Annotated in this window: 15 protein-coding genes, 5 tRNA genes, 3 rRNA genes and 1 riboswitch; of the genes, 19 read left to right on the forward strand and 4 right to left on the reverse strand. The window is 46.0% G+C overall.

Features of this window, described 5'->3' with window-relative positions; all coding sequences use genetic code 11:
* Positions 1-8 precede the first annotated feature (8 nt).
* A complete protein-coding gene (gene fadB, locus OCV44_RS00080) occupies positions 9-2,180 on the reverse strand; it encodes a fatty acid oxidation complex subunit alpha FadB (protein ID WP_009848167.1) in 2,172 nt (723 codons plus the stop codon).
* Between the two features lie 227 nt (positions 2,181-2,407).
* Here fadB and OCV44_RS00085 point away from each other — a divergent pair, with 227 nt between their 5' ends.
* From OCV44_RS00085 to OCV44_RS00135, 11 genes are all read left to right on the forward strand, one after another.
* Positions 2,408-3,031, forward strand: coding sequence for a YigZ family protein (locus OCV44_RS00085; RefSeq protein WP_139685490.1), 624 nt, complete (start codon positions 2,408-2,410; stop codon positions 3,029-3,031).
* 34 nt (positions 3,032-3,065) lie between these two features.
* The gene (locus tag OCV44_RS00090) at positions 3,066-4,523 is read left to right on the forward strand and encodes a TrkH family potassium uptake protein (protein WP_012602960.1); all 1,458 of its coding nucleotides are present in this window, start codon (positions 3,066-3,068) and stop codon (positions 4,521-4,523) included.
* Positions 4,524-4,532: 9 nt separating this feature from the next.
* Positions 4,533-5,060, forward strand: a complete 528-nt coding sequence (hemG, locus tag OCV44_RS00095) for a menaquinone-dependent protoporphyrinogen IX dehydrogenase (RefSeq protein ID WP_139685491.1) — start codon at positions 4,533-4,535, stop codon at positions 5,058-5,060.
* Positions 5,061-5,602: 542 nt separating this feature from the next.
* Positions 5,603-7,157 (forward strand): 16S ribosomal RNA (locus OCV44_RS00100).
* Positions 7,158-7,247: 90 nt separating this feature from the next.
* Positions 7,248-7,323 (forward strand) — tRNA-Glu (locus OCV44_RS00105).
* 2 nt (positions 7,324-7,325) lie between these two features.
* Positions 7,326-7,401 (forward strand) — tRNA-Lys (locus OCV44_RS00110).
* Positions 7,402-7,433: 32 nt separating this feature from the next.
* Positions 7,434-7,509: transfer RNA gene (locus OCV44_RS00115), tRNA-Val, on the forward strand.
* Positions 7,510-7,878: 369 nt separating this feature from the next.
* Positions 7,879-10,772 (forward strand): 23S ribosomal RNA (locus OCV44_RS00120).
* 100 nt (positions 10,773-10,872) lie between these two features.
* Positions 10,873-10,988, forward strand: a 5S ribosomal RNA gene (gene rrf / locus OCV44_RS00125).
* The 16S, 23S and 5S rRNA genes sit together here with 5 tRNA genes alongside, the layout of an rRNA operon.
* A gap of 67 nt (positions 10,989-11,055) precedes the next feature.
* A tRNA-Asp gene (locus OCV44_RS00130) sits at positions 11,056-11,132 on the forward strand.
* A gap of 60 nt (positions 11,133-11,192) precedes the next feature.
* Positions 11,193-11,269, forward strand: a tRNA-Trp gene (locus OCV44_RS00135).
* 103 nt (positions 11,270-11,372) lie between these two features.
* On the opposite strand, the gene OCV44_RS00140 is transcribed toward OCV44_RS00135, so the two are convergent.
* Positions 11,373-12,408, reverse strand: a protein-coding gene (locus OCV44_RS00140; protein ID WP_157665725.1) for an IS630 family transposase whose coding sequence is annotated in 2 segments (ribosomal slippage) — positions 11,373-11,948 and positions 11,950-12,408 — 1,035 coding nt in all. Because the reading frame shifts where the segments join, the coding sequence is not laid out codon by codon here.
* Positions 12,409-12,772: 364 nt separating this feature from the next.
* On the opposite strand from OCV44_RS00140, the gene OCV44_RS00145 reads away from it, so the two are divergent.
* The 8 genes from OCV44_RS00145 to thiH all read left to right on the forward strand — a co-directional run bounded on the left by OCV44_RS00145 (position 12,773) and on the right by thiH (position 21,052).
* The gene (locus OCV44_RS00145; protein WP_139685947.1) at positions 12,773-14,155 is read left to right on the forward strand and encodes a multicopper oxidase family protein; all 1,383 of its coding nucleotides are present in this window, start codon (positions 12,773-12,775) and stop codon (positions 14,153-14,155) included.
* Positions 14,156-14,255: 100 nt separating this feature from the next.
* Positions 14,256-14,639, forward strand: coding sequence for a fluoride efflux transporter CrcB (gene crcB, locus OCV44_RS00150; RefSeq protein WP_004736665.1), 384 nt, complete (start codon positions 14,256-14,258; stop codon positions 14,637-14,639).
* A 62-nt stretch (positions 14,640-14,701) separates the two neighbouring features.
* A riboswitch (TPP riboswitch) is annotated at positions 14,702-14,800 on the forward strand.
* A gap of 130 nt (positions 14,801-14,930) precedes the next feature.
* Entirely contained in the window at positions 14,931-16,880 is a 1,950-nt protein-coding gene (gene thiC / locus OCV44_RS00155) for a phosphomethylpyrimidine synthase ThiC (protein ID WP_139685946.1), read from the forward strand.
* Positions 16,880-18,172 (forward strand): thiamine phosphate synthase, encoded by a 1,293-nt coding sequence (locus OCV44_RS00160; protein WP_139685945.1) that lies wholly within the window; start codon positions 16,880-16,882, stop codon positions 18,170-18,172. Before thiC ends, OCV44_RS00160 begins: the two co-directional genes overlap by 1 nt.
* Positions 18,162-18,944: a HesA/MoeB/ThiF family protein gene (locus OCV44_RS00165; protein ID WP_139685944.1), complete on the forward strand. Its 783-nt coding sequence runs from the start codon at positions 18,162-18,164 to the stop codon at positions 18,942-18,944. The genes OCV44_RS00160 and OCV44_RS00165 overlap by 11 nt, the downstream gene beginning before the upstream one ends.
* On the forward strand, positions 18,941-19,150 hold the full coding sequence (gene thiS / locus OCV44_RS00170) for a sulfur carrier protein ThiS (RefSeq protein WP_010440653.1): 210 nt from the start codon (positions 18,941-18,943) through the stop codon (positions 19,148-19,150). The genes OCV44_RS00165 and thiS overlap by 4 nt, the downstream gene beginning before the upstream one ends.
* Positions 19,151-19,152: 2 nt before the next feature.
* Positions 19,153-19,917 (forward strand): thiazole synthase, encoded by a 765-nt coding sequence (locus OCV44_RS00175; RefSeq protein WP_102514669.1) that lies wholly within the window; start codon positions 19,153-19,155, stop codon positions 19,915-19,917.
* 7 nt (positions 19,918-19,924) lie between these two features.
* Entirely contained in the window at positions 19,925-21,052 is a 1,128-nt protein-coding gene (gene thiH, locus OCV44_RS00180; protein WP_102267380.1) for a 2-iminoacetate synthase ThiH, read from the forward strand.
* A gap of 151 nt (positions 21,053-21,203) precedes the next feature.
* Here thiH and OCV44_RS00185 read toward each other — a convergent pair whose 3' ends face one another.
* Together OCV44_RS00185 and OCV44_RS00190 are read right to left on the reverse strand one after the other, a co-directional pair.
* Positions 21,204-22,994, reverse strand: a complete 1,791-nt coding sequence (locus OCV44_RS00185; protein WP_139685943.1) for an aminopeptidase P family protein — start codon at positions 22,992-22,994, stop codon at positions 21,204-21,206.
* A 122-nt stretch (positions 22,995-23,116) separates the two neighbouring features.
* The gene (locus OCV44_RS00190) at positions 23,117-24,058 is read right to left on the reverse strand and encodes a LysR substrate-binding domain-containing protein (protein WP_139685942.1); all 942 of its coding nucleotides are present in this window, start codon (positions 24,056-24,058) and stop codon (positions 23,117-23,119) included.
* Between the last annotated feature and the right edge of the window lie 50 nt (positions 24,059-24,108).

The following is a 24,108-nucleotide window of genomic DNA, read 5'->3' on the forward strand; positions in this document are numbered from 1 at the left end:
AATGTGGGTTACAGAGAACTGGCTTGTTGGCCGTCGTAAAAGCTTTCGCCTTTCGCTGCCATATCAAGCAATAGTTGAGGAACTTGGTACATTGCACCTAAGTCTTGGTAGCTCTTCGCCATTTCAACGAAGTTACCAATACCCACACTGTCTAAGTAGCGGAATACGCCGCCTCTAAATGGAGGGAAGCCTAAACCGTAAACCAGTGCCATATCCGCTTCTTGCGGTGTCGCGATGATGCCTTCTTCTAAACAAAGCACCACTTCGTTGATCATAGGAATCATCACACGTTGGATAATTGTCTGGTCATCAAAGTCTTGTGGCTGTTGGCATACGTCAGCCAAGATAGGAAGAATGTCTTCAGAGAAGGTTTTCTTCGGGCGACCGCGTTTGTCTACGCTGTACGTGTAGAAACCGCTGCCGTTCTTCTGGCCGTATTTCTCAGCGACGTAAAGCGCGTCAATTGCATCACGACCTTCTTTGCCCATACGCTCTGGGAAACCTTGTGCCATTACAGCTTGTGCGTGGTGTGCTGTGTCTAGGCCAACAACGTCTAATAGGTACGCAGGGCCCATTGGCCAACCGAACTTGCGCTCCATGACTTTATCAATCTTAGTGAAGTCAGCACCGTCGCGTAGCAACATGCTGAAACCGCCAAAGTAAGGGAAAAGTACACGGTTTACGAAGAAGCCAGGGCAGTCATTAACAACGATAGGGGATTTCCCCATTTTCGCTGCGTAAGCAACCACGCGATTGATCGTTTCTTCTGAAGTATGCTCGCCACGGATGATCTCAACCAAAGGCATGCGGTGTACTGGGTTAAAGAAGTGCATGCCACAGAAGTTCTCTGGGCGCTTCAAAGATTTCGCTAACAGGTTAATCGGAATCGTTGAGGTATTTGATGTTAGAACCGTGTCTTCACCAACCAAACCTTCTACTTCGCTCAGTACGGCTGCCTTTACTTTAGGGTTCTCTACTACCGCTTCCACAATCACATCGGATTGCTCAACACCTGCGTAATGTAGGCTTGGAGTAATAGAAGACAGAATACCTGCCATCTTGAATCCATCGAGACGACCGCGCGATAAGCGTTTATTCAACAGCTTAGAAGCTTCATTCATTCCTAGATCAAGTGATGCTTGTGCGATGTCTTTCATCATCACTGGCACGCCTTTCAATGCTGATTGGTAAGCAATACCGCCACCCATGATGCCAGCACCAAGTACCGCAGCACGTTCAGTCGCTTTGTTGGCAGACTTACCCGCTTGTTTCGCTAGGCCTTTGATGTATTGGTCATTCAGGAATAAGCCAACTAATGCTTTTGCTTCCTCAGATTTTGCTAGCTTAACGAAGTGTTTACGTTCGATGTCTAACGCCGCATCGCGATCGCTGCGCGCTGCTTCTTCAATAGCAATTACCGAAGTGATTGGTGCTGGGTAATGAGGCCCTGCTTTTTGAGCCACTAAGCCCTTAGCCATAGTAAAGCTCATCATCGCTTCTAGTTTGCTTAGTGAAAGCGCTGATGTTTTTTGTTTACGGCGTAGCTGCCAATCAAGTTTCTCATTGGCTGCTAGAGAAACAGTGTTAATCGCTGATTCTAATAGTTGGTCTGTTTCAACAATCGCATCTAACAAGCCAACTTTAAGTGCTTCATCTGCACGGCATGCTTTGCCTTGCGTGATAATTTCCATTGCGCTGTCAGCACCGATAACACGTGGCAGGCGTACACAACCACCAAAGCCAGGCATGATGCCAAGTTTGGTTTCTGGTAGGCCTATGCTGGTGGTCTTGTCACCAATACGGAAATCGGTCGCTAAGACACATTCACAGCCGCCACCTAGGGCATGGCCACGCATCATTGAAAGAGTTGGGACAGGAAGGTCTTCGAGCTTGCTGAAGATTGAATTCGCGAATCTTAACCATTCATCAAGTTCTGCTTCTGGCTTAGCAAATAGGCCAAGAAATTCAGTGATGTCTGCGCCTACGATGAACGCGTCTTTGTTTGAAGTTAAGATTAAACCACGTAATCCAGCGTGAGCATTAAGAGCATCTAACGCTTTATCTAGTGATTCTAAAGTAGCAAGGTCGAGTTTGTTTACAGAGGCTGGCGCACAGAAGCTAAGTTCTGCAATACCGTCTTGTAATTCCTTTACCTGTAAGGTGTTAGCTTGGTAAATCATTGTCTATCTCCATGACATACAATCCACGATTGTTTGAGAGAATCTTGTTATCTTTCTATTATTGTAGAATACCTGGTAAGACCAGTTATCTTAGTCTGTACCTCTGCCTGGTGAATTTCAATACATTTTTTAAACAATTGTTTAACATTGTGCGATAGCACAGATCCTCTAACCCTTATTATTCACGCGTGATACACTTCGCCGCTCTTATTAATTAAGTTAACGATATGAATGAACAGCCCTATTTAATACCGTCTGCGTCGGCCCTGTTTGAAGAAGAGATAAAGAAGAGCGTCTTCATTACTCATCTTGCTCATACTCCAAGTGTAGAAGCTGCTAAACAGTTCGTAGAACAGGTAAAAAAAGAGCATTCATCAGCGCGACATAATTGTTGGGGTTTTGCTGCTGGGCGACCTGAAGACTCAATGAAATGGGGCTTTAGTGACGATGGAGAGCCATCTGGTACTGCGGGTAAGCCTATCTTGGCGCAACTGTCTGGTTCTGGTATCGGTGAACTGACGGCCGTTGTCACTCGTTATTCAGGCGGAATCAAGCTTGGAACTGGTGGCCTAGTAAAGGCTTATGGTGGTGGAGTACAACAAGCTCTCAAGCTGCTTCAAACTATCGAGAAAAAAATAACCACAAAATTACGGCTAGAGTTAGACTATGGCTTTGTGCCAATCGCGCAATCCATTATGGCTCAGCATCAGGCTGTTGAAGTCCAAGCGGATTATGGTGTTCAAGTTGAGCTTATTATTGAAATAGAGCTCCTTCAGGTAGATTCGTTTACCCAAACCATGATCAATAAAAGCGGTGCTAAGGCACTGGTAACGAAAGTTAAAGACAACTAGGAAGTGTGAAGCATTTCGCTTCGTTCAATAGCTCATGCAATTTCGCTCAATTATTCGAATCGTCGGATTATTATTAGCACTTTTTAGTGTATCAATGCTCGCACCTGCGCTCGTCGCACTGATCTATAGAGATGGTGCGGGTGTGCCATTTGTGACGACTTTCTTCGTTCTATTATTTTGTGGAGCAACTTGCTGGTTTCCAAACCGACGCTATAAACATGAATTGAAGGCGCGAGATGGCTTTCTCATTGTGGTGTTGTTCTGGACGGTAATCGGTAGTGCTGGTGCGCTGCCGTTTTTGATCGCGGATAATCCGAGTGTTTCGGTTACTGACGCCTTTTTTGAATCGTTTTCTGCATTAACGACGACAGGTGCAACCGTAATCGTTGGCCTCGATGACCTACCTAAGGCAATTCTATTTTATCGCCAATTCCTGCAATGGTTTGGTGGTATGGGTATCATCGTATTGGCGGTAGCCATCCTTCCTGTTCTGGGTATCGGTGGTATGCAGCTATATCGCGCTGAAATCCCAGGCCCTGTAAAAGACAGTAAGATGACTCCGCGTATTGCTGAAACGGCAAAAGCGCTCTGGTACATCTATCTGAGCTTAACTATTGCTTGTGCGGTAGCGTTTTGGCTTGCAGGTATGAGTTTCTTCGATGCTATTAGTCATAGTTTCTCAACCATTGCGATTGGTGGCTTCTCGACTCACGATGCAAGTATGGGCTACTTCAATAGCCCTGCTATCAACATGATCACGGTCGTGTTCCTTCTTATTTCTGCGTGTAACTATTCTCTTCACTTTGCGGCCTTTGCTTCAGGTGGCGTGCATCCCAAGTATTACTGGAAAGATCCTGAGTTCCGCGCCTTTATCTTTATTCAAGTCGTCCTATTCTTAGTTTGTTTCTTGTTACTGCTGAATCATCACTCTTACGATTCGTATTATGATGCTTTCGATCAGGCGTTGTTCCAGACAGTATCTATTTCAACAACCGCAGGCTTCACCACCACCGGTTTCTCTGAGTGGCCGTTATTCTTACCTGTGCTGCTTCTGTTCTCTTCTTTTATAGGTGGTTGTGCAGGTTCAACGGGTGGCGGTATGAAAGTCATTCGAATATTACTGCTTACCTTGCAAGGTGCTCGTGAAATGAAGCGTCTTGTTCACCCGCGAGCTGTCTATACCATCAAGGTTGGTGGTTCGGCACTACCACAACGTGTCGTGGATGCGGTTTGGGGCTTCTTCTCTGCATACGCATTGGTTTTTGTGGTTTGTATGTTGGCTCTTATTGCTACGGGAATGGATGAGCTAAGCGCTTTCTCTGCTGTAGCGGCAACATTGAATAACCTTGGTCCTGGTCTTGGCGAGGTTGCGATGCACTTTGGCGACGTTAATGACAAAGCCAAGTGGGTATTGATCGTGTCTATGTTGTTTGGCCGTTTAGAAATATTCACCTTATTAATTTTATTGACCCCTACGTTTTGGCGTAGCTAAGGACATATTGTGGCAAAAGCTCTATTTTTGTATTCAAGCCGTGAAGGCCAGACCAAGAAAATCTTGAACTATATAAAAGAAGAAATGAGTGAGTTCGAATGTGAGCTTCAAGATCTGCACACTATTGGTAACGTTGACTTTGCTAGGTACGACAGAGTGTTGATTGGTGCATCGATTCGTTACGGCCACCTTAATAAGAAGTTATATCAGTTTATTGATGCCAATCTTGTTCAGCTGCAATCAAACAAGGTCGCTTTCTTCTGCGTTAACTTAACGGCTCGTAAAGAAGACCAAGGTAAAGATACCCCAGAAGGTAGTGCTTATATTAAGAAGTTTCTTCTCAAGTCACCGTGGCAGCCGACTTTGATCGGTGTATTCGCGGGTGCCCTCTATTATCCTCGTTATAATTGGTTCGATAAAACTATGATTCGCTTCATTATGAATATGACAGGTGGAGAAACGGATACAACCAAGGAAGTTGAGTACACGAACTGGGAAAAAGTCTCTTTGTTCACTGAAAAACTAAAGAATATGTAAGAGAAAAGCCTACTTTTGAGGCGTTTTGAGTTCTTTTTAATCGAACGAATAAAAAAACGAGAAAAACTTCAAAAAGGGCTTGCCAGTGTGATCGAAATCTCTATAATGCCACCTCGCTGACACGGGATGGCTTCGAAGCTTAGGTTTCAAAAGCGAAAACGAATCAGCAGGTCAAATTAGCCAAGCTAAGCGCTTGAAAAAAGTTTTGAAAATAGTGGTTGACACTAAAACTTAAATCGCTAAAATGGCCGTCCGATTTGATCGAAGCTCAAAAAGGAAAAGCTCTTTAACAATTTAAACTTATCAATCTGTGTGGGCACTCGTTGATGAATATCAAAACGTTATTACTTAGGTAGTAACAGTTACTTCGGTAACAAAATGATTTCAATGAACTGAGTGACCAATACGTTTAACTACTTGTAGTTATTCGGCACAGTCAATTCATTACCATTCTGTTGGAATGGTAATAGCTTTAGAATTACATGTTCATGTTTACATGAATATTAGTTTTGAAGTCAGTATTCGTTGAGTCACAAAATCTTAAATTGAAGAGTTTGATCATGGCTCAGATTGAACGCTGGCGGCAGGCCTAACACATGCAAGTCGAGCGGAAACGACAACATTGAATCTTCGGAGGATTTGTTGGGCGTCGAGCGGCGGACGGGTGAGTAATGCCTAGGAAATTGCCTTGATGTGGGGGATAACCATTGGAAACGATGGCTAATACCGCATAATGCCTACGGGCCAAAGAGGGGGATCTTCGGACCTCTCGCGTCAAGATATGCCTAGGTGGGATTAGCTAGTTGGTGAGGTAATGGCTCACCAAGGCGACGATCCCTAGCTGGTCTGAGAGGATGATCAGCCACACTGGAACTGAGACACGGTCCAGACTCCTACGGGAGGCAGCAGTGGGGAATATTGCACAATGGGCGCAAGCCTGATGCAGCCATGCCGCGTGTATGAAGAAGGCCTTCGGGTTGTAAAGTACTTTCAGTTGTGAGGAAGGGTGTGTAGTTAATAGCTGCACATCTTGACGTTAGCAACAGAAGAAGCACCGGCTAACTCCGTGCCAGCAGCCGCGGTAATACGGAGGGTGCGAGCGTTAATCGGAATTACTGGGCGTAAAGCGCATGCAGGTGGTTCATTAAGTCAGATGTGAAAGCCCGGGGCTCAACCTCGGAACTGCATTTGAAACTGGTGAACTAGAGTGCTGTAGAGGGGGGTAGAATTTCAGGTGTAGCGGTGAAATGCGTAGAGATCTGAAGGAATACCAGTGGCGAAGGCGGCCCCCTGGACAGACACTGACACTCAGATGCGAAAGCGTGGGGAGCAAACAGGATTAGATACCCTGGTAGTCCACGCCGTAAACGATGTCTACTTGGAGGTTGTGGCCTTGAGCCGTGGCTTTCGGAGCTAACGCGTTAAGTAGACCGCCTGGGGAGTACGGTCGCAAGATTAAAACTCAAATGAATTGACGGGGGCCCGCACAAGCGGTGGAGCATGTGGTTTAATTCGATGCAACGCGAAGAACCTTACCTACTCTTGACATCCAGAGAAGCCAGCGGAGACGCAGGTGTGCCTTCGGGAGCTCTGAGACAGGTGCTGCATGGCTGTCGTCAGCTCGTGTTGTGAAATGTTGGGTTAAGTCCCGCAACGAGCGCAACCCTTATCCTTGTTTGCCAGCGAGTAATGTCGGGAACTCCAGGGAGACTGCCGGTGATAAACCGGAGGAAGGTGGGGACGACGTCAAGTCATCATGGCCCTTACGAGTAGGGCTACACACGTGCTACAATGGCGCATACAGAGGGCAGCAAGCTAGCGATAGTGAGCGAATCCCAAAAAGTGCGTCGTAGTCCGGATTGGAGTCTGCAACTCGACTCCATGAAGTCGGAATCGCTAGTAATCGTGAATCAGAATGTCACGGTGAATACGTTCCCGGGCCTTGTACACACCGCCCGTCACACCATGGGAGTGGGCTGCAAAAGAAGTGGGTAGTTTAACCTTTCGGGGAGGACGCTCACCACTTTGTGGTTCATGACTGGGGTGAAGTCGTAACAAGGTAGCCCTAGGGGAACCTGGGGCTGGATCACCTCCTTATACGAAGATACCACGATGAGTGTCCACACAGATTGATTAGGTTTAGAAAAGTAAAGAGACGAAGAACTCCCAAGTTCTTCAATATCCAGTGTCCCGTTCGTCTAGAGGCCTAGGACACCGCCCTTTCACGGCGGTAACAGGGGTTCGACTCCCCTACGGGATACCATTGGGTCGTTAGCTCAGTTGGTAGAGCAGTTGACTTTTAATCAATTGGTCGCAGGTTCGAATCCTGCACGACCCACCATTCTTTCTCCGCGAAGGAATTAAAACTATCGTGGGCGATTAGCTCAGTTGGGAGAGCACCTGCCTTACAAGCAGGGGGTCACTGGTTCGAGCCCGGTATCGCCCACCATTCTCTAAATATTCTTGGTTATTGTCATATCCAAACCACTTCTTTTGTCGTTGGTTGGTGTGTTTGACCCTGAGAGTCTTTAGAAAATGTGAATTTTAGAACACTGGTTCTTAAAGTCTCATGCTCTTTAACAATTTGGAAAGCTGACTGATTGATTTACTTACGAGTAATTCAATCAAATTTAAAAGTTCTCAATGTTTATCTTTCATTAGATAAACACAACAAACACATTCAAGTGTCTTGTATTCGAATCAAACTTAGTTTGATTCACAATTGAGTCCGGCAAACAGTTATCAAGAATTAACCCTTCTTGATGACAACCAAAAACCTTGGTTAGTTGCCATACACTAAGACCCTTTCGGGTTGTATGGTTAAGTGACTAAGCGTACACGGTGGATGCCTTGGCAGTCAGAGGCGATGAAAGACGTAATAACTTGCGATAAGCCCAGATTAGGTAGTAATAACCTTTTGAGTCTGGGATTTCTGAATGGGGAAACCCACGTGCATAAGCACGTATCCTGTTGTGAATACATAGCAACAGGAGGCAAACCGGGGGAACTGAAACATCTAAGTACCCCGAGGAAGAGAAATCAACCGAGATTCCGAAAGTAGCGGCGAGCGAAATTGGATTAGCCCTTAAGCTTTTAATGAGACAGATGAAGGCTCTGGAAAGTGCCGCAATAAAGGGTGATAGCCCCGTAATCGACATCTCATAATCAGTGAAAACGAGTAGGGCGGGACACGTGATATCCTGTCTGAATATGGGGGGACCATCCTCCAAGGCTAAATACTACTGACTGACCGATAGTGAACCAGTACCGTGAGGGAAAGGCGAAAAGAACCCCTGTGAGGGGAGTGAAATAGAACCTGAAACCGTGTACGTACAAGCAGTAGGAGCACCTTCGTGGTGTGACTGCGTACCTTTTGTATAATGGGTCAGCGACTTAATTTTAGTAGCAAGGTTAACCGTTTAGGGGAGCCGTAGGGAAACCGAGTCTTAACTGGGCGTACAGTTGCTAGGATTAGACCCGAAACCAGGTGATCTAGCCATGGGCAGGTTGAAGGTTGAGTAACATCAACTGGAGGACCGAACCGACTAATGTTGAAAAATTAGCGGATGACTTGTGGCTAGGGGTGAAAGGCCAATCAAACCTGGAGATAGCTGGTTCTCCCCGAAAGCTATTTAGGTAGCGCCTCGGACGAATACTACTGGGGGTAGAGCACTGTTAAGGCTAGGGGGTCATCCCGACTTACCAACCCTTTGCAAACTCCGAATACCAGTAAGTACTATCCGGGAGACACACGGCGGGTGCTAACGTCCGTCGTGGAGAGGGAAACAACCCAGACCGCCAGCTAAGGTCCCAAAGTATAGCTAAGTGGGAAACGATGTGGGAAGGCTCAGACAGCCAGGATGTTGGCTTAGAAGCAGCCATCATTTAAAGAAAGCGTAATAGCTCACTGGTCGAGTCGGCCTGCGCGGAAGATGTAACGGGGCTAAGCTATACACCGAAGCTGCGGCTACGTACCTTAGGGTATGTGGGGTAGGGGAGCGTTCTGTAAGCCGTTGAAGGTGGTCTGTAAGGGCTGCTGGAGGTATCAGAAGTGCGAATGCTGACATGAGTAACGATAAAGGGAGTGAAAAACTCCCTCGCCGGAAGACCAAGGGTTCCTGTCCAACGTTAATCGGGGCAGGGTAAGTCGACTCCTAAGGCGAGGCCGAAAGGCGTAGTCGATGGGAAACGGGTTAATATTCCCGTACTTCTTACAATTGCGATGGGGGGACGGAGAAGGCTAGGTGGGCCTGGCGACGGTTGTCCAGGTTCAAGTACGTAGGCGGAAAGTTTAGGTAAATCCGGACTTTCATTAACGCTGAGATACGATGTCGAGCTACTACGGTAGTGAAGTCATTGATGCCATGCTTCCAGGAAAAGCCTCTAAGCTTCAGATTGTAAGGAATCGTACCCCAAACCGACACAGGTGGTCGGGTAGAGAATACCAAGGCGCTTGAGAGAACTCGGGTGAAGGAACTAGGCAAAATGGTACCGTAACTTCGGGAGAAGGTACGCTCTTATCAGTGAAGTCCCTTGCGGATGGAGCAGACGAGAGTCGCAGATACCAGGTGGCTGCAACTGTTTATTAAAAACACAGCACTGTGCAAAATCGTAAGATGACGTATACGGTGTGACGCCTGCCCGGTGCCGGAAGGTTAATTGATGGGGTTAGACTTCGGTCGAAGCTCTTGATCGAAGCCCCGGTAAACGGCGGCCGTAACTATAACGGTCCTAAGGTAGCGAAATTCCTTGTCGGGTAAGTTCCGACCTGCACGAATGGCGTAATGATGGCCACGCTGTCTCCACCCGAGACTCAGTGAAATTGAAATCGCTGTGAAGATGCAGTGTACCCGCGGCTAGACGGAAAGACCCCGTGAACCTTTACTACAGCTTGGCACTGAACATTGAACCTACATGTGTAGGATAGGTGGGAGACTATGAAACCGCGTCGCTAGATGTGGTGGAGTCGTCCTTGAAATACCACCCTTGTAGTTTTGATGTTCTAACGTTGGTCCCTGAATCGGGATTACGGACAGTGCCTGGTGGGTAGTTTGACTGGGGCGGTCTCCTCCCAAAGAGTAACGGAGGAGCACGAAGGTGGGCTAAACACGGTTGGACATCGTGTGGTTAGTGCAATGGCATAAGCCCGCTTGACTGCGAGAATGACAATTCGAGCAGGTGCGAAAGCAGGTCATAGTGATCCGGTGGTTCTGAATGGAAGGGCCATCGCTCAACGGATAAAAGGTACTCCGGGGATAACAGGCTGATACCGCCCAAGAGTTCATATCGACGGCGGTGTTTGGCACCTCGATGTCGGCTCATCACATCCTGGGGCTGAAGTCGGTCCCAAGGGTATGGCTGTTCGCCATTTAAAGTGGTACGCGAGCTGGGTTTAGAACGTCGTGAGACAGTTCGGTCCCTATCTGCCGTGGGCGTTGGAAAATTGAAAGGGGCTGCTCCTAGTACGAGAGGACCGGAGTGGACGAACCTCTGGTGTTCGGGTTGTCATGCCAATGGCATTGCCCGGTAGCTAAGTTCGGAATCGATAACCGCTGAAAGCATCTAAGCGGGAAGCGAGCCTTGAGATGAGTTTTCCCTGGCACTATAAGTGTCCTAAAGGGTTGTCGTAGACTACGACGTTGATAGGCAGGGTGTGTAAGTGCTGCGAGGCATTGAGCTAACCTGTACTAATTGCCCGTGAGGCTTAACCATACAACACCCAAGGGGTTTTGTGGACTCAATAGAAAGACCAGACCTTGAATGCGTTTGAAGAGAAATACTTTTAAATAAGCTTTCCGAATTTTAAAATTTGCTTGGCGACCATAGCATTGTGGACCCACCTGATTCCATGCCGAACTCAGAAGTGAAACACAATAGCGCCGATGGTAGTGTGGGGCTTCCCCATGTGAGAGTAGGACATCGCCAGGCTTTAAATTAAATCTTTAGGTTGACCGACCTGGAGATATGGACGCTCACTTAGTGAGTTGACCACTGCGGAGTGGTAGTTCAGTTGGTTAGAATACCGGCCTGTCACGCCGGGGGTCGCGGGTTCGAGTCCCGTCCACTCCGCCACTTATTCGATAACCTCGCCTAGTGCGAGGTTTTTTCGAATCTGAAGTAGTAAAAAGTTTTAGGGGTGTAGCTCCAATTGGCAGAGCAGCGGATTCCAAATCCGCGTGTTGGGAGTTCGAATCTCTCCACCCCTGCCATATTTAAGGCTCTAGCAGAAATGCTAGAGCCTTTTTGCTTTCTGAATCTAATGTACACGATTAGCAGAGCAGCGGATTCCCCGACTTATACCAATCCGGAAAATTAACTGATCAGGTTTATCCAATCCCTTCTGCTCATTTTTGTGACACGATCTTTGCACTCAAGAAATTCATTCCAAGCGCGACAAACCTTGGAAACAATGTCGTTATAATCAGTGAAACTTTGATTCGCTAGATAATGTTGTCGCAACCAACTCCAAACTTGCTCTATAGGGTTAAGCTCTGGCGAGTAGGGAGGAAGCTTAATAGTACTGACGTTATTAAACTCTCTCGCAATATCATCGGTATGCCAGCCTGCACCATCCATTATAACGACAGCATGACGTCCTTTTTCAGTAGCTTTAGATATCTGCTCTAAGTGATTTGTCATTATGTCCTTGTTAACCCAAGGAACCACTATGGCTTCGCCAATTCCTCTTTCAGGGCATACCGAACCAAACAAATAAGCGTATTCAAATTGCTGTTGTTTTACCACGCGAGGCCTCGTTCCACGAGTCGCCCAAAGACGTGTCGTTGTGTTCTGTTGGCCAAACCTAGCTTCGTCTTGAAACCAGACATCAACACTCTCTAGCCCAATATGGCCGGGGATCTTAAGGATCGTTTCTATTTTGAATTTTTTTAAAATCGTCTTGGATTTGCTGTGATTGTTTAGGGTGTTTGGAGCGAGAAGTTATCCAAGAGAAGCCCATGTGGTCGAGGAGATAATAGATAGAATTAGGGTGGTAGTATTTATCAAAGTTTTTCACGATGTAGTCATGTATATCGCTCCCGACAAGGCGCCCGCCTGAAGGGGACTCTGCTTCTTTCTTAATGAATGCACTGAGTTGTTTTCGTTGTTCTGCATTGAGGTATGCAGGTCTGCCTGTGCGAGGTTTTTCTTGAAGCCCTTCCAATCCTTCTTCAAGAAATACTTGAACCCATTTGTTTACACTAGTTCGACTGACTTTAAGGTATTTGGCAATTTGAGTGCGCGAGTGACCTTCTTTGAAGTGGGCAAGTGCTAGCAAGCGAACCTTCATTTGAATGGTTTTTTGTTGGCTTGCTAGCTTTTTAAAATCAGTATTATTAAGGCTATCCATGGCGATTTTCTGTAAGAGTTCGACGGCCTTAATTAGATCATATTTTTACTTTAATTGGTATTACTAGCTTCTACTTATTAATGGTTTCACTTAATTCTTCTAATTTAGATATGCTGATATTAGAACTATAACGCTTCCTTAATATCTGAATAGCTAGTCGAAGAGGGAGGTCTTTGGGCTTTCTATATTTGGGATATTTCAACGATTATTTGTTACTTTGGATGATATTTGACCTTAAAAAGGTAAGTACTCACTTATCCCAGCCTCTTTTATAAACAATCAACAGCACAATCCCCACTTCTTTATGAGAATTATTCTCAATATTTTGTTACATTTTGGTCGTTATTACTAAAAGGCAACAAATATGGATATTTCCCGTCGTAAGTTTATTCAATCATCCCTCGCTATATCTGCACTAACAGTCCTACCTGCTTGTTCAATGAAGCGGTCTGTTGATGAACAAGGAAAGTATGTTTATGACTTAACTGCTGAACCTTCAATGGCTGAGTTAGTCGCGGGATTTGACACCAATGTTTTAGCCTTTAATGGTCAGATTCCGGCTCCGACGATTCGATGTCGACAGGATGAAAAGGTCACAATTCGTTTTACGAATAAGTTATCAGAACCGACGACTATCCATTGGCATGGTTTAAGAATTCCTATCGAAATGGATGGAGTTCCCTTCTTAAGTCAGCCACCGATCATGCCAGGTGAAACATTCATTTATGAGTTTACGCCGCCAGATGCTGGCACATTTTGGTATCACCCACATATGAATAGCGTTAAACAACTTGGTATGGGTTTGGTTGGGCTAATTATCGTAGAAGAAAGTACTCCAGTGCAGTTTGACGAAGAACATGCATTGATGCTGAAGCATTGGCATATCGATCAAAAGGGTCAATGGAAAGACTTAATGATTCCCCGACTCAGTGCTCGTATGGGCACTCCTGGTGAGTGGAGTAGCGTTAATGGAGTTCATGAACCTGTATACCAGTTGAAGCAGTATGCAGCGACTAGACTGCGTATTGCTAATGTCGATAATACGATCACTTATCCTATTGCTATCGAAGGGGCTGAGGCATGGGTGATTGCCATCGATGGTAACCCTGTGAAAAAGCCTTACAAACTGACTCAACATAAAATCGGCCCAGGGATGCGCGTGGATATTGGACTGATCGCTCCTAAAACTGGTGAGCGAGTTAACGTTCTCCAAATGAAGGGACGTTTCCCATTTTCTTTGTGTGAATTTGAAGTCGTAGATTCAGCATTTACTCAAAAGCGAGTGTTGCCATTATTACCATTGAATCCAGTACCTAACCTAGATCTTGCTAATGCTGAAGAGATCGATTTTGTGTTCGAGTGGGAAGGCGCGGTATCACCAGTATCTAAAGATGGGAAGTCGATGCCTAAATTTTGGCTTACTAATAAAAGAGCATGGGAGGGGATGAGCAAAGACAGTATCCCTGAACCGTTGGCGACTTTAGATTTAGGTAAGACTTACATATTCGATCTTAAGAACGTCACTCAGTATCATCACCCGATTCATATTCACGGTCATACATTCACTGTATTGGAACTTGATGGTAAAAAAATTGAAGAACCTTTCCATACCGATACAGTGCTACTTGGAAGAAACGGCCGAGCTAAAGCGGCATTTGTTGCAGACAACCCAGGACGTTGGATGTATCACTGTCATGTTATAGAACACATGAAAACGGGTTTAATGGGATATATCGAAGTTAAGTGACACCTGTAACGTTTAATATTTGCGCATGCATTCTTAGTTTCTACCCTCGCTTTTATCGGCGGTAAAGCTAGAATATAGGGACTATTGTTTGGGAGGATTCATGGGTCAGTTATCTATTTTAGGTTTTATTGCCATTGGTGGCGCATTTGGTGCTTGTTCGCGCTATTTGATTTCAGAGTTATGTGTAGTGATGCTAGGGCGTGGCTTTCCTTATGGTACGCTGACTGTTAACGTGATTGGCTCTTTAATTATGGGATTACTCATCGCAGCGTTTGAGAATGAGATGGTTGCGACAGAACCATGGAGACAGATCATCGGTCTTGGTTTCCTTGGAGCATTGACTACATTTTCTACATTTTCGATGGATAACGTGCTTCTTATGCAGCAGGGTGCTTTCTTTAAGATGGGACTCAATGTGCTACTCAACGTGGTTCTCAGCATCTCTGCAGCATGGATCGGTTTCCAACTTCTGATAAAGTCTTAAAACTTTCTTACGGTTTGTTAACAACTCGGCTTGGTTTATCCAAGCCGTTTTTATATACTCGGTAATACTTGTCGGAGTGCCATATGGCTGAGACCGTTAACTCGGGATCCGTTGAACCTGATCAGGCTAATACCTGCGAAGGGAACAAGAGTAGATATCTAACTAGAATCCTTCTAGAGATCTATCTCCAGATCACAACTGCATTTTCTTGCTGTGATCCCTCTTGTAGCATCTAATCCGTCAAGCATTTTTATCCCTATAAATAATGGCTAAAAGCCAAGGAAAAATGCTATGTCGAGTCGTAAACAAGCAAGACTGGAAGCGAAGAATTTCATTGATTCTTTATCCGTACAACCTTATCCAAATTCAAAAAAAGCTTATATCCAAGGATCTCGCGAGGACATTCAAGTCCCTGTACGAGAAATATCACTCGCTGATAGCCTTGTTGGTGGTACCAAAAAAGAGCCTGTATTCGAACCTAATGTACCCATTCAAGTTTACGATACCTCAGGTGTTTACACTGACCCTACACATCAAATAGACCTGTATAGCGGCCTTCCTAAGTTGCGTGAGCAATGGATTGATGAGCGTGGTGATACGGAACTGTTAGATGATGTAAGCTCTGTTTACACTAAAGAGCGTTTAGAAGATGAAACTCTAGACGACCTTCGTTACGGCAATCTACCTAGAATTCGTCGCGCGACTGGCGGTCAATGTGTTACTCAGCTGCATTATGCTCGTCAGGGGATTATCACTCCTGAGATGGAGTACATTGCGATACGTGAGAACATGGGACGCCAGAAGTTTGCTGATGAGCAGCTGAACCATCAACACCCTGGCCATAACTTTGGCGCCAACCTACCTAAAGAAATTACCCCTGAGTTCGTACGTAAAGAGGTTGCTGAAGGCCGAGCTATTATTCCTTCAAACATCAACCATCCAGAATCAGAACCGATGATTATCGGCCGAAACTTCTTAGTGAAGGTGAACGCCAATATCGGTAACTCTTCAGTAAGCTCTTCGATTGAAGAAGAAGTTGAGAAATTAGTATGGTCAACTCGTTGGGGTGGCGATACCGTGATGGACCTTTCCACCGGCCGCAATATCCACGAGACTCGCGAATGGATCTTGCGTAATAGTCCGGTGCCAATTGGTACGGTTCCTATGTATCAAGCGCTTGAAAAAGTGAACGGCGTTGCGGAAGACCTTAACTGGGAAGTAATGCGTGATACTTTGATCGAGCAAGCAGAGCAGGGTGTTGATTACTTCACTATCCACGCAGGCTTACTGCTTCGTTACGTACCAATGACCGCTAAGCGTGTGACTGGTATTGTCTCTCGTGGCGGCTCCATCATTGCGAAGTGGTGCCTTGCTCATCACCAAGAAAGTTTCCTTTATACCCACTTCCGTGAGATCTGTGAGATCTGTGCGAAGTACGATGTAGCTCTGTCATTGGGTGATGGTCTACGCCCGGGTTCGATTGCTGATGCCAATGATGAGGCTCAATTCTCGGAGTTACGTACTCTAGGTGAGTTAACTAAGGTTGCTTGGGAATACGACGTGCAGGTGATCATTGAAGGCCCTGGACATGTGCCAATGCACTTAATTAAAGAGAATATGGACGAGCAGTTAGAGCACTGCCATGAAGCACCTTTCTATACTTTAGGTCCATTGACTACTGATATTGCCCCTGGTTATGACCATATTACCTCTGGTATTGGCGCGGCCATGATTGGTTGGTACGGCTGTGCAATGCTCTGTTATGTCACACCTAAAGAGCACCTAGGCTTACCAAATAAAGAAGATGTGAAGACTGGCCTGATTACATACAAGCTAGCAGCACACGCAGCGGATCTTGCTAAAGGACACCCGGGCGCACAAATTCGAGATAATGCACTCTCAAAGGCACGTTTTGAATTCCGTTGGGAAGACCAATTCAATCTAGCTTTAGATCCTGAAACCGCGCGTTCATTCCATGATGAAACTCTGCCACAAGAATCCGGTAAGGTTGCTCACTTCTGCTCAATGTGTGGACCTAAATTCTGCTCGATGAAGATCTCTCAGGAAGTCCGAGAGTATGCGAAAGATACCGAACAAGTGGCTGCTGATCAGGCTATTGAAATTAAGATGTTGGATAACCCGTTGGAAGGGATGCGTCAGAAATCACAAGAGTTCCGTGATACTGGCTCTGAACTTTACCACCCAGCTGTGGGCGTAAAAGAAGCTCAATTAGAGGAATAATGACAGTGAAGATTCTCATCCCATCTCAAGACATCGAGTTAACGGGGGAGGTTCAAAACTGTCTATTGGTTGCTAAGCGACAAGGCTTGGCAACCGGTGCAGTTGAGTTGGGTGTAAGCCCAACTCAATACTTCTCTGTTGTTGATATTCAGCAGACGTTATCTATCGGCTTTGCTCATGATCTTGATTCATTAGCGGAGTGTAAGTTAGCGGAACTGAACCATGTTGTTGATTACAGTAATTCAGTTGCACTAACTGACGTTTGTGGCGCCTTTACACAATATCCAAACACTATCTATATTGGTGTCTCAGATGATTCATCTGTAATGGATATCTGGTCTCACCTAGATGCTAATCGTGTCATCAAGAGTGAAACTACAGCTCATCAAGAATTAGATAGTCGTGGTCATTTTGCTTGGTTGCTTACTTTGTTGGCGCTGGAATTCCCATTAGAAGACGCACTAGTTTTAGCTCGCGCTGCATCGAATGTTTCACGTGGAACATGGCCAGCACATTATCAAGACTTTCCTATCCCTGTTCTTGAAGATCAACGATTGGACATAAGCGTTGGTTGGACTAACCAAGGGACATCTCTTTCTTTTCCTGAATTGAGTAAGAGTAGCCTCGGTTTATACCCAGTAGTTGATGATGTTGAGTGGATCGAAAGGTTGCTCAAGCTTGGAATCAACACTGTTCAACTACGTATTAAAAACCCGCAGCAAGAGGACTTAGAACAACAAGTTGCGCGATCAATCGAGCTTGGTCGAGAGCATAACGCTCAGGTTTTTATCAATGATTATTGGCAGCTTGCACTCAAGCATGACGCGTTTGGTGTTCATTTGGGGCAAGAGGATATTGAAGAATCAAACCTCTCACAGTTGAGCCAAGCAGGTATTAAGATCGGTCTCTCGACTCATGGCTATTACGAGTTGCTACGCATTGTTCAAATCAACCCAAGCTATATTGCGCTAGGGCATATCTTCCCAACAACAACTAAACAGATGCCATCGAAACCTCAGGGTTTAGTTCGTTTATCTCTGTATCAACAGCTGATTGATACTATCCCATACACAGAACAACTTATCGGTTATCCGACGGTTGCTATTGGCGGTATTGACCAATCGACAGCTGAGCAGGTGTGGGAGTGTGAGGTATCGAGTTTGGCGGTGGTACGTGCGATTACATTGGCGGAAGACCCACAGAAAGTGATCGAATTTTTCGAAAAACTGATGGTACCTAAATCTCCAACTATCAAGGAAGAGGTTATACAGGAGCCTAGCTATGTTGAGTGACTTTGAATTCATTCGTTATCAACGACAAATTGCGTTACCTGAAGTGGGTGAGCAAGGGCAACGCAACCTACTAAATAGTCATGTGTTGATCATCGGTTGTGGTGGCTTAGGTAATGCTGCGGCTCTTTACCTTGCGGCTTCTGGTGTTGGAAAGATCGTGCTGGTCGATGATGATTGTGTCGATTCATCGAACCTGCAACGACAGGTCGCGTTCCGGGAAAATCAGTTAGGTTCGCCTAAGGTTGAAGCGTTGAAGCAACAACTGAGTGAGCTCAATGGTCGCAGCCAAGTAAGAACCATCAATCAACGAATGAGTGAAAGTCAGCTTGAGCTTGAAGTGATGCTAGCTGACTTAGTGTTGGATTGTACTGACAACTTCGAGTCACGCCAGCAGGTTAACCAAGCATGTTTCAGCGCGAAGACCCCTTTGATTTCTGGTTCTGCAATTGGCTGGAAAGGCCAGTTTATTGTATTTGATTATCAGAATCAGAAAGGGTGCTATCACTGTTTGTTCCCGTTCAGACATCATCCACAAACGACTCGTTGTAGCGATAGCGGCATCATCGGCCCAGTTGTTGGCACCATAGGTAACCTTCAAGCTTTGGCTGCTATTCAACGTCTAACTCGTGGTGAGTTTCAGGTCGCAACACACCAACTCAAACTGTTCGATGGCCAGACGATGAATTGGCAAAACCTTATGGTCACTCAAGATAGTGAATGTCCTGTGTGCAGTGCGTCTGTAGTTAAGCATTTAGAAGAAGAAATCCAATGAGCCATATAACGATCTCGATAAACGAACAATCAGAACAAGTAGCACACTCATCGTCTCTAGCGGACATTATCCAAGTTCTAGCATTACCCGATCTAGGTTGTGTATTTGCTATCAATAATGCGGTTGTCCCGCGTAGCCAGTGGCAACAAACGGTCGTTAATGAAGGCGACGCTATATCTCTTTTCCAAGCTATTGCAGGGGGCTAACCATGTTAACCATCGCAGATAAAACGTTTCAATCACGTCTGTTCACTGGAACGGGTAAGTTCGCCAATAAGCAATTGATGGCGAGTGCTATTGAGGCTTCAGGTTCGCAATTGGCAACCATGGCGCTGAAGAGGGTTGATATTCGCTCTGAGCAAGACGACATTTTACAACCCATCATTGATGCTGGCGTGAACTTACTACCGAATACATCAGGTGCTAAGAATGCAAAAGACGCCATCTTTGCTGCGCATTTGGCTCGTGAAGCACTGGGTACAAACTGGCTTAAACTAGAAATTCACCCAGATCCAAAGTACTTGATGCCGGACCCAATTGAAACGCTTAAAGCTGCTGAGCAACTGGTTAAAGATGGCTTTGTTGTGTTGCCTTACTGCCATGCCGACCCAGTATTGTGTAAACGCTTGGAAGAGGTGGGTTGTGCTGCGGTTATGCCGTTAGGTGCGCCGATTGGTTCAAATAAGGGTATTGCGTCTGCAGATTTCTTAGAGATCATCATCGACCAAGCGAATGTCCCTGTGATTGTTGATGCGGGCATTGGTGCGCCATCTCATGCTGCTCGTGCAATGGAAATGGGCGCAGACGCTGTGTTAGTGAATACGGCTATAGCTGCGTCGCAACAGCCTGTTGATATGGCGATTGCTTTTAAGTTGGCGGTTGAGGCGGGTCGAATGGCTTACCTTGCTGGACTTGCAGGAAAAGTATCTCACGCGGTTGCTTCGAGCCCGTTAACTTCATTCCTAGACGAGTAGTATTGCTATGACGTTTGTTGATCGATTTAAACAGCTCAACTGGGATGACATTGGTATGTCTATCTTCAGTAAAACGGCAGCGGATGTTGAACGTGCTCTGAGTAAACCCAAACGTGACTTAGAAGACTTTAAGGCTCTGATCTCTCCGGCGGCAGAACCTTACTTAGAGCAGATGGCACAACAATCGTTGGCGCTAACTCGCAAGCGGTTTGGCAATACGATGTCGCTTTATATTCCCTTATACCTATCTAACCTGTGCGCTAACGCGTGCACGTATTGTGGTTTCTCAATGGAGAACCGTATCAAGCGCCGCACGCTTACTTTGGATGAAATTGATGCCGAAAGTGCGGCTATCAAAAAGATGAAGTTCGATAGCGTTTTGTTGGTCACCGGTGAACACGAAACTAAGGTCGGGATGAATTACTTTCGACAGGTGTTGCCGAATATCAAAAAGCAATTTAACTACCTTGCGATGGAAGTGCAGCCGCTTGATCAACATGATTACGCCGAGCTTAAAACTCTCGGTTTAGATGCGGTGATGGTTTATCAGGAGACTTATCAGCCACGAACCTACGCTGAGCATCACTTACGCGGTAATAAAATGGACTTTGAATATCGCCTTGAAACCCCCGATCGCTTGGCAAAGGCGGGGATCGATAAGATAGGGATTGGTGCCTTGATTGGTTTGGAAGATTGGCGAACCGACTGCTTCTTTGTTGCTGCTCATTTAGATTACCTAGAGCGTACTTATTGGCAGACACGTTACTCGATTTCATTCCCACGTCTTCGCCCGTGCGAGGGTGGAGACTCTAGTGGAGGATTACAGCCTAAATCAGTCATGAACGATAAACAGTTGGTTCAGCTTATCTGCGCATATCGACTCTTGAATCCTGAAGTCGAGCTATCTCTATCTACTCGTGAGTCTGCAACCTTCCGCGACAATGTGTTGCCATTGGGTATCACGAGTATGTCGGCGGCTTCTAAAACCCAGCCTGGCGGTTATGCTTCTGGTGAAGAAGAGCTCGAACAATTTGAGATAAGCGACGAGAGAAGTGCTGCTGATGTTGAGTCAATGATCCGACAGCGAGGTTTCGATCCAGTGTGGCGAGACTGGCACAGTGCCTATTCTGGTTAATCAACATATTGGTTGATGTTCCACGTGAAACATCGATGTAATGATACAGGCAAATAAAAACGGCTACCTTTGGGTAGCCGTTTTGCTATTTGCTATTTAACTTATTAACCTCGCAAGCTCGTTTTGGTTCGGTTAATAGCTTAACGAAGCATTATGCGTGAGCTAATGGTGTAGTTGATTGGCGTAGCCATTCCAGCGTATCACCTTCAACTAATGGGCTAACATCGTTCCATACTTTCTGATGGTAGTCGTTCAGCCACGCCAGTTCAGGTCGTGTTAGCAAATCAACATTGATGTTGCGCTTATCGATAGGGCAACGAGTTAGCGACTCAAACGTTAGTACTGAAAAATCACCTTGAGTTGGCAGTTCAACCACGAGCTCTAGGTTTTCGATTCGAATACCAAACTCATCAGCACGGTAGTAACCCGGCTCGTTTGATAACACCATGCCTTCAACAAGCGACACGTCGATTAGCTTCTTAGAGATACTTTGTGGGCCTTCATGAACACTTAAGAAATGACCAACACCGTGACCAGTACCATGATCGTAATCGAAGCCTTCTGCCCATAAGTGCTGACGCGCTAGGATATCAAGTTGAAAACCACGAGTACCTTGTGGGAAACGCGCACGTGCAATGCCGATGTGACCTTTAAGCGCTAATGTGAACTGTTGGATCATTTCGTCGCTTGGTTGGCCAATCGCGATAGTGCGAGTGATGTCGGTTGTACCATCTAAGTACTGACCGCCTGAGTCGACTAGGTACAGAGTATTCAGTTCTAGCTTACCTGGTTCAGGTTGGTTCTCATGGTTGTAGTGACACATTGCAGCGTTGCCACCTGCAGCTGAAATTGTGTCAAAACTTAAGTCCATCAGCGTTGGGTCTTGCTCACGGAACGATTGTACTTTGTCTGCTAATACCGCTTCGTTGTGTAGGTTACCTTGCGCGACTTCTGCATCAACCCAAGACAGGAATTTCGCCATCGCGACGCCATCTCGAATGTGACACGCTTTCATGCCGGCAATTTCAGTTGCGTTTTTAGCAGCTTTTGGCATTAGGCATGGGTCTGCTGCTTCAATGATGTGAGCGCCAGCGTTTTGCAGAACCAGCGTGTACCAAGCATTACTCGTGCCTGAATCGACAGACACATTGTTACCTTCTAAAGACTGAAGGCGCGCTTCAAGCTCTGATGGGTGAGAAACGCGAATGCCATTACCAACGTGTGCTTCAAAACCTGCAGGGATGCGTGCTGGGTCTAGGAAGAAATCGACACTTTCATCGGCGTGAATTATCGCATTAGATAACACAACCGGTAGGCGAGATACGTCTAAACCACGAATGTTAAGCAACCAACAGATTGAGTCTAGCTCGGTAAGGATAGCGGCGTCCGCACCTTTTGCTTTTAGTAAACCAGCAATCTCCGCACGTTTGCTTTCACTTGATTGACCAACGGCATCTGTTGCCATTAGGCGAACATCAGATACAACAGGCTCAGGACGGTCAGACCAAAGCTCATCAATCGGGTTTGCTGATAACGTTGTTAGCTCAACTTTCTCCGTTAGTTTTGCTTGTGCGCCTTTCAACCAATCAGCGGTATGCATGCGTGGGTCGAATGCAACCTTACTACCTTGTGGCAATGAATTGATGATCCAATCTAAAGCCGGTTCTTCAATAAGGTGGCGATACTCAAATAACTCTGCTGGTACCTGCTTACGAACCTGAACGGTGTAGCGACCATCAACAAAAATAGCAGCAGTATCACGAGTGATAACAGCGGCACCTGCAGAGCCAGTAAAACCTGTTAACCAGTGAAGTCGCTCGTTATGAGCGGGAACGTATTCACCTAGATATTCGTCTTCATGTGGAATGATAACGGCATCTAGGTTGTTTGTTTCAAGCCAAGCTCGAACCGCAGCAACGCGTTCAGCAGTGATATTGTGCATCTGTGTTTATCCTTGTTGTTAGGGTCCTTGTTAACACTCACAGTCGATATACATGCGAGGGGACTTATTAGGTCAATAAGCTAGCGCTTTTGTTCGTTTGCTGCAAACGCTGTACGCCATTTTTATCTAAGGTGCAGAGTTTTTTCTTTGATGATATCTCGCAACCAAGTTAAGGCTGGGTCATTTTCTCTGTCACGGTGCCAAAACAAAGTGTATGCCATCGGTGGGAATTCCATTGGCAAAGGAACAACCACTAAGTCGAGCTGCTTAGCGACGAGGTAAGTAAAGTGGCTTGGTGCGGTAAACACAAAATCGGTGTAAGTACACAGGCTTGCAGCGCTATTGAAGTCTGGAACAGAAATAGCGATATCACGTTGATGGCCAAGATCAGCTAGTTTGTAGTCGAGCAGCCAGCGGTCGTTACCATCACACCTTACTTGTACATGACGCTGCGCAAGGTAGGTTTCCAGATCCCATTTACCATTCAGAGCGGGGTGGTTGCGTCTTAGCACACACATCTGTGCGTCGCGGTAGATCTCTTGTTCGCAAATGTCGTCTGGCGGCAGCATAGTTAAACGCGCATCGTTGATGTCGATGTCTTTGCCAGTGAGTCCGATATCTAGTTCGCCAAGCTGCAGCTTCTTAAAGGTTTGTTCTGTCCAAGCATGGGTGTTGATATTGACCTTAGGTGCTTGTCGAAATATTGCCGGTAAGAAGTGCGGAAGAATCAGCGGGTACACACTCTCAACGGCAGCAATGTGAAAGCTGTGGTCGCTATTGTTGGGAGTGAATGTCTCAGGCTGAGTGAGAACATCAAGTTGGTTGATCAACGTTTCTAACCGAGGCTTAAGGAAAACAGCTTTCGGTGTTGGTCGTAGGCCATGAGCACTTCGTGTGAAAAGGGGGTCATTAAATTGTTCACGAAGCTTGGCTAGCGACTTACTCACAGCCGATTGACTCAAGCACAATCGATGCGCAGTGCGAGTGACACTCAGCTCTTCCATCAGCACCTGCAAGCAAACTAATAGATTAAGGTCGAGGCGTGATAGTTTCTCGATATTCATGTGAGTTTCCTATTTGGAATAATGCTAATGAGTATATGCCATTTTTGTTC

The sequence above is a fragment of the Vibrio tasmaniensis genome (assembly GCF_024347635.1).
GTDB lineage: Bacteria > Pseudomonadota > Gammaproteobacteria > Enterobacterales > Vibrionaceae > Vibrio > Vibrio tasmaniensis.

Excerpts from the sequence above, each read along its gene's own strand:
- OCV44_RS00090 (WP_012602960.1), top strand. The coding sequence starts at position 3,066 with ATGCAATTTCGCTCAATTATTCGAATCGTCGGATTATTATTAGCACTT.
- thiH (WP_102267380.1), top strand. The coding sequence starts at position 19,925 with ATGACGTTTGTTGATCGATTTAAACAGCTCAACTGGGATGACATTGGT.
- thiC (WP_139685946.1), top strand. The coding sequence starts at position 14,931 with ATGTCGAGTCGTAAACAAGCAAGACTGGAAGCGAAGAATTTCATTGAT.
- OCV44_RS00175 (WP_102514669.1), top strand. The coding sequence starts at position 19,153 with ATGTTAACCATCGCAGATAAAACGTTTCAATCACGTCTGTTCACTGGA.
- OCV44_RS00190 (WP_139685942.1), bottom strand. The coding sequence starts at position 24,058 with ATGAATATCGAGAAACTATCACGCCTCGACCTTAATCTATTAGTTTGC.
- fadB (WP_009848167.1), bottom strand. The coding sequence starts at position 2,180 with ATGATTTACCAAGCTAACACCTTACAGGTAAAGGAATTACAAGACGGT.
- OCV44_RS00165 (WP_139685944.1), top strand. The coding sequence starts at position 18,162 with ATGTTGAGTGACTTTGAATTCATTCGTTATCAACGACAAATTGCGTTA.
- OCV44_RS00145 (WP_139685947.1), top strand. The coding sequence starts at position 12,773 with ATGGATATTTCCCGTCGTAAGTTTATTCAATCATCCCTCGCTATATCT.
- crcB (WP_004736665.1), top strand. The coding sequence starts at position 14,256 with ATGGGTCAGTTATCTATTTTAGGTTTTATTGCCATTGGTGGCGCATTT.
- OCV44_RS00085 (WP_139685490.1), top strand. The coding sequence starts at position 2,408 with ATGAATGAACAGCCCTATTTAATACCGTCTGCGTCGGCCCTGTTTGAA.
- thiS (WP_010440653.1), top strand. The coding sequence starts at position 18,941 with ATGAGCCATATAACGATCTCGATAAACGAACAATCAGAACAAGTAGCA.
- OCV44_RS00160 (WP_139685945.1), top strand. The coding sequence starts at position 16,880 with ATGACAGTGAAGATTCTCATCCCATCTCAAGACATCGAGTTAACGGGG.
- OCV44_RS00185 (WP_139685943.1), bottom strand. The coding sequence starts at position 22,994 with ATGCACAATATCACTGCTGAACGCGTTGCTGCGGTTCGAGCTTGGCTT.